This is a genomic window from Streptomyces sp. TRM64462 (assembly GCF_013362995.1).
Classification (GTDB): Bacteria; Actinomycetota; Actinomycetes; order Streptomycetales; family Streptomycetaceae; genus Streptomyces.
Genome location: NZ_JABWDV010000408.1, coordinates 1 through 9,372, shown reverse-complemented (window position 1 = coordinate 9,372; position 9,372 = coordinate 1). Strand labels below are relative to the sequence as shown.

8 protein-coding genes are annotated in these 9,372 nt (G+C 71.8%); 4 read left to right on the top strand and 4 right to left on the bottom strand.

Annotation, left to right across the window (positions count from 1 at the left end; translation table 11 throughout):
• Positions 1-554 (bottom strand): ATP-binding protein (locus tag HTZ82_RS24675; protein ID WP_175411623.1); only part of this gene is annotated, 554 nt, incomplete at its 3' end.
• 377 nt (positions 555-931) lie between these two features.
• Between HTZ82_RS24675 and HTZ82_RS24670 the strand changes: the two genes are divergently transcribed.
• Positions 932-1,972 carry a LacI family DNA-binding transcriptional regulator gene (locus tag HTZ82_RS24670; RefSeq protein WP_254712081.1) on the top strand — a complete coding sequence of 347 codons (1,041 nt, stop codon included), beginning with the start codon at positions 932-934 and terminating at the stop codon, positions 1,970-1,972.
• A 231-nt stretch (positions 1,973-2,203) separates the two neighbouring features.
• On the opposite strand, the gene HTZ82_RS24665 is transcribed toward HTZ82_RS24670, so the two are convergent.
• Positions 2,204-2,626 carry a secondary thiamine-phosphate synthase enzyme YjbQ gene (locus HTZ82_RS24665; protein ID WP_175411622.1) on the bottom strand — a complete coding sequence of 141 codons (423 nt, stop codon included), beginning with the start codon at positions 2,624-2,626 and terminating at the stop codon, positions 2,204-2,206.
• Between the two features lie 78 nt (positions 2,627-2,704).
• On the opposite strand from HTZ82_RS24665, the gene HTZ82_RS24660 reads away from it, so the two are divergent.
• Positions 2,705-3,772 carry an FAD-dependent oxidoreductase gene (locus HTZ82_RS24660; protein ID WP_175411621.1) on the top strand — a complete coding sequence of 356 codons (1,068 nt, stop codon included), beginning with the start codon at positions 2,705-2,707 and terminating at the stop codon, positions 3,770-3,772.
• Between the two features lie 16 nt (positions 3,773-3,788).
• Here the strand turns inward: HTZ82_RS24660 and mltG are convergent, their stop codons facing one another.
• Positions 3,789-4,637, bottom strand: a complete 849-nt coding sequence (gene mltG, locus HTZ82_RS24655; RefSeq protein ID WP_175411637.1) for an endolytic transglycosylase MltG — start codon at positions 4,635-4,637, stop codon at positions 3,789-3,791.
• A 267-nt stretch (positions 4,638-4,904) separates the two neighbouring features.
• On the bottom strand, positions 4,905-6,794 hold the full coding sequence (locus HTZ82_RS24650; RefSeq protein WP_175411620.1) for an ABC transporter ATP-binding protein: 1,890 nt from the start codon (positions 6,792-6,794) through the stop codon (positions 4,905-4,907).
• Positions 6,795-6,887: 93 nt separating this feature from the next.
• Here HTZ82_RS24650 and HTZ82_RS24645 point away from each other — a divergent pair, with 93 nt between their 5' ends.
• Complete coding sequence (locus HTZ82_RS24645) at positions 6,888-7,337, top strand: MarR family winged helix-turn-helix transcriptional regulator (protein WP_175411619.1); 450 nt, start codon at positions 6,888-6,890, stop codon at positions 7,335-7,337.
• Positions 7,338-7,379: 42 nt separating this feature from the next.
• Positions 7,380-9,372 (top strand): FAD-binding and (Fe-S)-binding domain-containing protein (locus HTZ82_RS24640; RefSeq protein WP_175411618.1); only part of this gene is annotated, 1,993 nt, incomplete at its 3' end.

Below are 9,372 nucleotides of genomic sequence, written 5' to 3'. Positions count from 1 at the left end.
CGCGCCTCGATCGCCGACACGTCGATCTCGGCGCGGACCTCGGTGCCCTTCCAGGACGACTCGACCGTGCACTTCTTGGCGTAGGCGCGCACGATGTTCAGCCCACGGCCGTGGACCTCGTCCTCGTCGTGGCGGCCCTCCGTGGCGTGCTCCGGCGGGACCCACGTACCGCTGTCCCTGACCTGGACGACCGCGGTGGTGCCGTCGAGCCCCAGGGACAGCTCGACGTCATCGCCGCCGCTGTGCAGCACGGCGTTCGTGACCAGCTCGGAGACCGCCACCCGAAGGGTGTAGACCGCGTCCTCGTGGATCCCCCAGCGGCGCGCCACGACCTTGGTGAAGGACCGCAGGGCAGAAACGGCCTCCTGGGAGGTAGGCATCGAGCACACAGCGTGGCCGCGTCGGGAGGCGGGCGCACCACGCTCGCCGGTCAGGGTCTCAATTTCCCCGTCGATCCAGTGCCCTGAAGCGGACGAGGCGTCGGCCAGGGTGTTCTTGTCAGGCGTGCCGCTGTGCTCGGTGAACGAGAACAGGCCGGTGGTCGTAGCAGGCATGGTGTGTCCTGACCTGGAGCCGTGGTGGGCGGGGAAGCGAGTTCCGCGTGAACTGCCGCCGGAGGGGTGCGAACCGTCGCCGTCGGTCGGCTGACCGCGAAGGCCGAAGGATTCCGTGATCATGACGCTGACCTCCTCGGCTGTTCTCTGAGCGACTGAGTTGGACGCTACAGCCACCGACAAGACCAGTAAAGGCTTTGCGCAAAGCTTTGTACGCCCCGGATCTCGGCGACCTTCCGTGCGTGGGAGGAAGCGAAGGCGGCGAGGCCGCGACCCCTCCGACAGGGCGGGGAACCGGCGCTGTCCGAGCCGCGGCGGGTGCGGACTCCTCCACGCCGAAGGATCCGATTTGCGCAAAGATTGCTAACCTGTTGTCCATGGCAGGCAGACGGCCACGACAGACCGCCACCATGAGCGACGTGGCGGCCCTGGCAGGCGTTTCGGTCTCGACGGTCTCGCATGTACTGAACAGGACCCGGGCGGTGGCTCCCGACACCGCACGCCTGGTGCACGACGCGGTGGTCAAGTGCGGTTACGTCCCGGAGAAGCTCTCCCGGCAGCAGCGCGAGGAGTTCGGCACGATCGGCCTGGCCATGTCGGCGATCTCCAACCCGTACTTCGCCGACGTCGTGCACGGCCTCGATCGGCGGGCGACCAAGGAAGGCTATTCGCTGCTCCTGGCCGAGACACACGACGACGGGGACGCCGAGCTGCGCGCCGTAGGCGAGCTGCTCCGCCGCAAGGTCAGCGCGATCGTGCTCGCCCCGTCGGGCGACGCCTCGCGGACGTTGAGCTACGCGCGGCAGGCCGACGTGCCCGTGACCGTCATCGACCGCTTCGTCCGAGAGGAGGTCGACCAGATCGGCGTGGAGAACATCGAGTCCACGGCCCGTCTCGTCGACCACCTCGCGGAGACCGGCCACACCCGCATCGCGATGATCTCCGGACGCCCCGGGCTCGCCACGACGGAGGAGCGCATCCGCGGCTACAAACGGGGCCTGGAGCGTCGCGGCATCCCTCGACGGGACGACTACCTCGTTGCCGGCGACTCCCAGGCGGCGCCGGCCCAGCAGGCGGTTTCCAGACTCCTGAGCCTGCCCAAGCCGCCCACCGCGCTCGTCGTGGCCAATAATCAGATGACCATCGGGACGATGCGGGGCCTGCGTACCCTTGGTGTCCGGGTACCCGACGACATCGCGCTGGTCGCCTTCGACGACTTCGAGTGGTCGGACCTCTTCGAACCACGACTGACGGCCATTGCCCAGCCCACTCTGATGATCGGCGAGCAGGCCTTCGAGCTCTCGCTTTCACGGATCTCGCAACCCGATCTGCCGCCGCGCCGGGTGCTGATCCAGCCGACCTTCCAGCACCGCGACTCGTGCGGCTGCGGGTCCTCCCAGGACAGGGATTCGTCCTGACCTACCTGGCCCATGGGTCCGTCGCTGTCCATACCGTGCCGAGAGGATTTCACCCGGCGCGTGGCGTGGGCGGTCAGGCGGCCGGCAGCTCACGTAGGCGATCCGGGTGCTCAGCGATCCGCTCGGCCACACGCGCCGGGGCCAGCCGCCCGCACCTCCAGTTCCTGCGGCAGGTCCCCGTGGTAGAGGCTCATCGCCGTGGTCGGCGCCCTCGCCGCGGTCCCGTCCCCACTACCCGAGGAACGACAGCCGTACCTGCCGCTGAGGGTTGTCCTTGTTGGTGTCGACCAGGCACACGGACTGCCAGGTGCCGAGCGCCATGCGTCCGTCGATCACCGGGAGGGTCGCGTGCGGCGGGACCAGGGCGGGGAGTACGTGGTCGCGGCCGTGCCCGGGGCTGCCGTGGCGGTGCTGCCAGCGGTCGTCGGCGGGGAGGATCGTGTGGAGCGCGGCCAGCAGGTCGTCGTCGCTGCCCGAGCCGGTCTCCAGGAGGGCGACTCCGGTGGTGGCGTGCGGTGTGAAGACGTTGAGCAGTCCGTCGCGGCCGGCCGCGACCTCCTGGAGGAAGGAGGCGCAGGCGTCGGTGAGGTCGTGGACGACCTCGTGGTGTCCGGTGGCGATGTTCAGGATCCGTGTGGTGAAGGCGTCGCTCATCCCTCCATGGTGCCGTCCGGGAAGATCCGCCACAGCCCCGTAGTTAGTAGAAACGTGAACGACTCTTGGGTGCGAGACATGGATGTCGTGGTCGTCGGCGCTGGGCAGGCGGGCCTGTCCGCCGCGTACCACCTGCGCCGGGCGGGGCTCGGGCCGGACCGGGACTTCGTGGTGCTCGACGGGGCGCCGCGGCCGGGCGGCGCGTGGCAGTTCCGCTGGCCGTCGCTGACGTACGGCAAGGTGCACGGCATGCACGCGCTGCCGGGCATGGAGCTGACGGGCGCGGACGCCGACCGCCCGTCGGCGGAGGTGATCGGCGGGTACTTCGCGCGGTACGAGGAGGCGTTCGGGCTGCGGGTGCGCCGGCCGGTGCGGGTGGCGGCGGTCCGCGAGGGCGAGGACGGCCGGCTGCTCGTGGAGGGCTCCGACGGCACGTACCGGACGCGGGCCCTGATCAACGCGACCGGCACGTGGGAGCGGCCGTTCTGGCCGCGCTACCCGGGCCAGGAGACGTTCCGGGGCCGCCAGCTCCACACGGCGCGGTACGCCGGGCCCGAGGAGTTCGCGGGGCGGCGGGTGATCGTGGTCGGCGGCGGGGCGTCCGGGACGCAGCACCTGCTGGAGATCGCGGACGTCGCGGCGGAGACGACCTGGGTGACGCGGCGCCCGCCGGTGTTCCGCGATGCCCGGTTCGGTGAGGCCGAGGGGCGCGCGGCGGTCGCCCTGGTGGAGGAGCGCGTACGGCAGGGGCTGCCGCCGCGCAGCGTCGTGAGCGTGACGGGCCTGCCCCTGACCGACGCGCTGCGGGAGGCGCGGGAGCGCGGGATCCTCGACCGGCTGCCGATGTTCGACCGGATCACGCCGACGGGCGTGGCGTGGGACGAGGGGCGCACGGTCGACGCGGACGTGATCCTGTGGGCGACCGGCTTCCGGGCGGCGCTCGACCACCTGGCCCCGCTCCGGCTCCGCGAACCGGGCGGCGGCATCCGCATGGACGGCACCCGCGTCGTACGGGACGAACGCGTCCATCTGGTCGGTTACGGGCCCTCCGCCTCCACCATCGGCGCGAACCGCGCGGGACGGGCCGCCGTGCGTGACGTCCTGCGCCTCCTGGCGCGCGTTCCGGCGGCCGCGGCGGCCGCCTGAGCGGAGTAGTCCCGTTTCAGGACGCCGTGCGGCGGTTCTCGTTGAACTCGGCCACGTTCCGGAGCTGCTCCGTGTAGCTGCTGGTGAAGCGGGTGTCGCCGGGCTGGACGGTGACGAAGTACAGCCAGTCGCCGGGTGGGGGTTCGACCGCCGCGTGCATGGCTTCCTCGCCCGGGTTGTCGATCGGTGTGGGCGGCAGGCCCGTGCGGGCGTAGGTGTTGTACGGGCTGTCGATGCGGGTGTCGGCGTGTGTGGTGTCGAGCGTCGAGCGGTCCAGGGCGTAGTTCAGCGTCGAGTCCATCTGGAGGGGCATGCCGCGGGCCAGCCGATTGTGGATGACCCGGGCGACCTTGCCCATGTCCTCGGGAGTGTCGGCCTCGGCCTGGACGATGCTGGCGATGATCACCGTCTCGTAGAGGCTGAAGCCGGTCCGGCGGGCGCCTTCGGTGATGCGGTCGGTTCCGAAGCGCTTCCCCGCGGTGGTGACCATGTAGCGCAGCAGGCTCTTCGGGGTGGTCGTCTCGTCGACCGGGTACGTCGCCGGAAAGAGGAAGCCCTCGGGGTTGCCGCGGGCCGCGGCGGGCAGGGTGAGGCCGGCGGTCGCGGCGGCGCGGGCGGTGCCGGGCGGGACGCCGAGGGACTTGTCGACCGCCGCGTACACCTGGGTGGCCCGCCAGCCCTCCGGGACGAGGAGCGTCCAGGTCTTCTTCTCCGGCTCCTTGACCGGGGCGGGTTCCCGGAGCAGCAGCAGGGGGACGAGGACGCCGGCGGCGATCAGGACGAGCGCGCCGGTGATCAGGACCAGTCGGCCACGGCGGGTCAGCCGGGGCCGTTTTCCGCGTCGCGCCGTGGAGTGCTGGGACATGCGCCACATGCGGGAACGCTAACCCGTAACGTCTCATAATCCTGGCATATCAGTCACATCGGCATGCCACGGGAACACGCGAACGTACGCGCGGATGTTCGCCGGAACGTGTGGTCGTTCCGGAATCCGTTGCTCAACTCCCCTGCGGCGCATGATGCTTACGGTGCGCAAGCGACGGGCTGCAGACCGCGATTGCGTCGTCCCACTACTGCACGATGTCCAAGGAGATCCACCCCATGAACCTCATCACCAACCTGCTCGCCGGTGTCATCCACTTTGTGGGCTGGCTGGTCTGACGCTCGTTCGACGCTGCGCCGCCGCTCCCCCGTCCCACGGGAGCGGCGGCGCTTCCGTGTTCATGAGGACATCGCCCTGGACAAGGGCGGCGTAGCGCCCGCCCCGGGCGAGCAGCTCGGCGTGGCTGCCGCGCTCGACTATGCGCCCGCCGTCGAGGACGACGATCTGGTCGGCGTCGCGCACGGTGGAGAGCCGGTGGGCGATGGTGATGGTGGTGCGGCCCTCGGAGAGCGCGTCGATGGCCTGCTGCACCGCATGCTCGGTGCGTGTGTCGAGGGCGCTGGTCGCCTCGTCCAGGATGAGGACCGGAGGGTCGCGGAGGATGGTCCGGGCCAGGGCGAGGCGCTGCTTCTCGCCACCGGAGAAGCGGTAGCCGCGCTCGCCGACCAGCGTGTCGTACCCGTCGGGCAGCGAGGCGATGTGGTCGTGGATCTGGGCGGCCCTGGCGGCGGCCTCGATCTCCGCGTCGGTGGCGTCGGGCCGGGCGAAGCGCAGGTTGTCGGCGACGGACGCGTGGAACAGGTACGTCTCCTGGGAGACCACGCCGACGGCCCGCGTGAGGCTGTCGAAGTCCAGGTCCCGTACGTCGACGCCGTCCAGCGTGACCCGGCCGCCCGTCACGTCGTACAGACGGGGGACGAGATAGCTGAGTGTGGACTTGCCGGAGCCGGTGGCGCCGACCACGGCGAGGCTGGTGCCCGCGGGCACGGCGATGTCGATGCCGTCGAGGGTGGGGCCGCTCTTCTCGTCGTCCTGCTCGTAGTGGAAGTCGACGTTCTCGAACCGGACCTCGCCGCGCACCTTCTCCAGGTGGACGGGCCGCTCGGGCTCGGTGATGTCGACGGGCAGGTCCAGATACTCGAAGATCCGCTGGAACAGGGCCAGGGACGTCTGTATCTGCACGCCCGTGGACAGCAGGCTGACGGCCGGGCGGAACAGGCCCTGCTGGAGCGAGACGAACGCGACGAGCGTGCCGATGGAGAGGGCGGGCCCGCCGGTCTGGAGCGCGAGCCCGGCCGCCCAGTACAGCAGCGCCGGCATGGCGGCCATGACGATGGTGACCGCGCTCATCCGCCAGCGCCCGGCCATGGAGGCGCGCACCTCCAGGTCGACGAGGCGCTCGGACTCGGTCTCGAAGGACCGGGTGAGGGAGTCCGCGCGGCCCATGGTGCGGCCGAGCAGGATGCCGCTCACGGACAGGGACTCGGTGACCGTCGCGGCCATCGCGGCCATCTGCTTCTGCCGCTGTGTGGTGATCGCCTTGCGTTCCCGGCCGACCCTGCGGCTGATCCACACGAACACCGGCAGCAGGACGAGCGAGACGACCGTGAGCCGCCAGTCCAGCGCGAGCATGGCGACGACCGTCGCGACGACGGCCGTGAGGTTGGAGACGAGGGAGGTGGCCGTGGACGTCACGGTCGCCTGCATGCCGCCGATGTCGTTGGCGATCCGGGACTGCACCTCGCCGGTACGCGTCCGCGTGAAGAAGGCGAGCGGCATCCGCTGGAGCCGGCCGTAGACGGCGGTGCGCAGGTCGTGCATGACGCGCTGCCCGACCGTGGTGGAGATCAACGTCTGCAGGACGCCGAAGACGCTGGTCACCACCGCGGTGAGGATCATGCCGAGGGCGAGCAGGCTGAGCAGCCCCGTACGGCCCTGCGGGATGGCGGTGTCGAGGATCTCGCGCAGCAGGAACGGCGAGGCCACGCCGACGAGTGACGAGGCGCCGACGAGCAGGCCGACCACGGCCAGGCGGCCGCGGTACGGGCGGAAGAGCCGCAGGATGCGCCGGATCTGCGCCGGCGGCTGGTCGGGATCAGGGGGCGGTGGCGTCCAGGTGGACTCGGCGTGGATACGCATGGGCTCCCTTCGGGTGCGAGACGGGACCTTTTGAGAGGATAGCTCATTGTTACCGTACTTCACAATGAGCGTGGTCCTGATACGCTTCCGATTATGAACGCTCCCGACGCCGACGGCCTCCTGGCCGAGCAGCTGCTGCGGCTCACCCGCCGGCTCCACCGCAGCCAGAAGCGGCAGCTGGAGGCCGCGGACATCAGCATCACGCCCGCCCAGTCGCGCCTCCTGCGGACCGTCGCGCACTATGAGGCGCCGCCCCGCATGGCCGACCTCGCGGAGCGTCTCGAAGTCGTGCCGCGCGCCGTGACCAGCCTGGTCGACGGCCTGGAGGCGAGCGGCCGGGTGCGCCGCGTCCCCGACCCCGCGAACCGCCGGGTCATCCGCATCGAGCTCACCGACGAGGGCCGCGCCACGCTGAGGCGGCTGCGGAGCGCGCGCCGGGCCGCCGCAGAGGACATCCTGGCTCCACTGACCGCCGAACAGCGCGAGGTGCTCGGCGGGCTGCTGTCCGCTCTGGTCGACGGGGTGCCCGAGCGGCGCTGCTGAGCCCGCCGCACGGCCCTCGCGCGCCGTCGAGGGGAGCGCGACATGCCGCTGCTGGAGCCGAAGCCGGACGCCCTCCGCGCGGGCGACCCGCGCCGGACGCCCTCCCCCGACCGGGTGCCGGAGCTGACCGCCCACGGCACGCCGTCGCCGCTGCGCGACGAGCTGAGCGCGGTGCTCGGCCCCGGCAAGGTGCTGTCGCGCGTCGCGGACCTGGTGCGGTACGCGTCGGACGCGAGCCCCTACCGGTTCGTGCCGCAGGTGGTGCTGCTCCCCGAGGACATCGACGACGTGTCGGCGATCCTGTCGTTCGCGCACGGCAAGGGCCGCGAACTCGTGTTCCGGGCCGCCGGCACCAGCCTCAACGGGCAGGCGCAGGGCGAGGACATGCTGGTCGACGTGCGCCGGCACTGGGAGGGCGTCGAGGTCCTCGACGGCGGCGCCCGCGTCCGGGTACGGCCCGGCACCACCGTCGGCCGCGTCAACGCCGTACTCGCCCGGTACGGCCGGGTGCTCGGCCCCGACCCGGCGAGCGCCGCGGCCTGCACGGTCGGCGGGGTCGTCGCCAACAACGCCTCCGGGATGACCGCCGGCACCACCCGCACCGCGTACCGGACCGTGTCGTCCCTGACCGTCGTCCTGCCGACCGGCACCGTCGTCGACACCGGCGATCCGGCCGCCGACGAGGAACTCTCCCGCGCCGAACCGAAGCTGTGCGAGGCACTCCTCGGCATCAAGGCCGAGATCGAGGCCGACCCCGAGCTGACGGCCCGTATCCGCACCAAGTATCGGATCAAGAACACCAACGGCTACCGCCTGGACGCCTTCCTCGACGGCGCCACGCCTGTGGAGATCCTGCGCGGCCTCATGGTCGGATCCCAGGGCACGTTCGGCTTCATCGCGGAGGTCGTGTTCGACACGCTGCCGCTGGACCGGGCGGTGTCGACAGCGCTGCTGTTCTTCCCGTCGCTGCCGGCCGCCGCGGCCGCCGTGCCCCGCTTCACTGAGGCGGGGGCGCGGGCGGTCGAGCTGATGGACGGCAACACGCTGCGCGCGTCGGTGCGGGTGCCCGGCGTACCCGCGGACTGGGCGGAGCTGCCCCGCGGCTGCGCGGCGCTGCTCGTCGAGTTCCGCGCCCCCGACGAGGCGGCACTCGACGCGTACGAGTGGGCGGCGGTCGAGGTGCTCGACACGCTGGACCTGATCGCGCCGGTGCCGTCCGTCGCCAACGCCTTCACGCGCGCCCCGGAGGCCGCCGGGCGCCTCTGGGCGGCCCGCAGGGCGTTCGTCACCGCCGTCGGCGGCTCGCGGCCCGCCGGTACGACACTGATCACGGAGGACTTCGCGGTGCCGCCGGCGCGGCTCGCCGAGGCCTGCGAGGCGCTGCTCGGCCTCCAGGCCGCGCACGGCTTCGACGCCGCCGTGGCCGGCCACGCCGCGCACGGCAATCTGCACTTCCTGCTGGCCTTCGACCCGGCCGACCCGCGGGACGTCGACCGGTACGCCGCGTTCATGGACGCGTTCTGCCGGATGACCGTCGAACGGTTCGACGGCTCCCTCAAGGCGGAGCACGGCACCGGCCGGAACATCGCCCCCTTCCTGGAGCTGGAGTGGGGCCCCCGGGCCACCGAGCTGATGTGGCGTACGAAGCAGGCCATCGACCCGGACGGGGTGCTGGCGCCGCGGATCGTCCTCGACCGCGACCCGCGCGCGCATCTGCGCGGCCTGAAGTCCGTGCCGGCGGTCGAGCCGATGGCCGACGCGTGCATCGAGTGCGGCTTCTGCGAACCCGTCTGCCCCAGCCGCGACCTGACCACCACGCCCCGCCAGCGGATCGTGCTGCGCCGCGAGATGGTACGCCAGGGCCACGGCTCACGCGTCGAGAACGCCCTCGTCGAGGCGTACGGGTACGACGCCGTCGACACCTGCGCCGGCGAGGGCGGCTGCCGTGTGGCGTGCCCGGTCGGCATCGACACGGGCGCCCTGATGAAGCGGCTGCGGACGCTGCGCCACTCGCCGCGCGAGGAGCGCGCCGCCG

Bases quoted from the DNA above. Each gene is read 5' to 3' on its own strand.
- HTZ82_RS24670 (WP_254712081.1), top strand. From the start codon at position 932: ATGGCAGGCAGACGGCCACGACAGACCGCCACCATGAGCGACGTGGCG.
- HTZ82_RS24665 (WP_175411622.1), bottom strand. From the start codon at position 2,626: ATGAGCGACGCCTTCACCACACGGATCCTGAACATCGCCACCGGACAC.
- HTZ82_RS24660 (WP_175411621.1), top strand. From the start codon at position 2,705: ATGGATGTCGTGGTCGTCGGCGCTGGGCAGGCGGGCCTGTCCGCCGCG.
- mltG (WP_175411637.1), bottom strand. From the start codon at position 4,637: ATGTCCCAGCACTCCACGGCGCGACGCGGAAAACGGCCCCGGCTGACC.
- HTZ82_RS24650 (WP_175411620.1), bottom strand. From the start codon at position 6,794: ATGCGTATCCACGCCGAGTCCACCTGGACGCCACCGCCCCCTGATCCC.
- HTZ82_RS24645 (WP_175411619.1), top strand. From the start codon at position 6,888: ATGAACGCTCCCGACGCCGACGGCCTCCTGGCCGAGCAGCTGCTGCGG.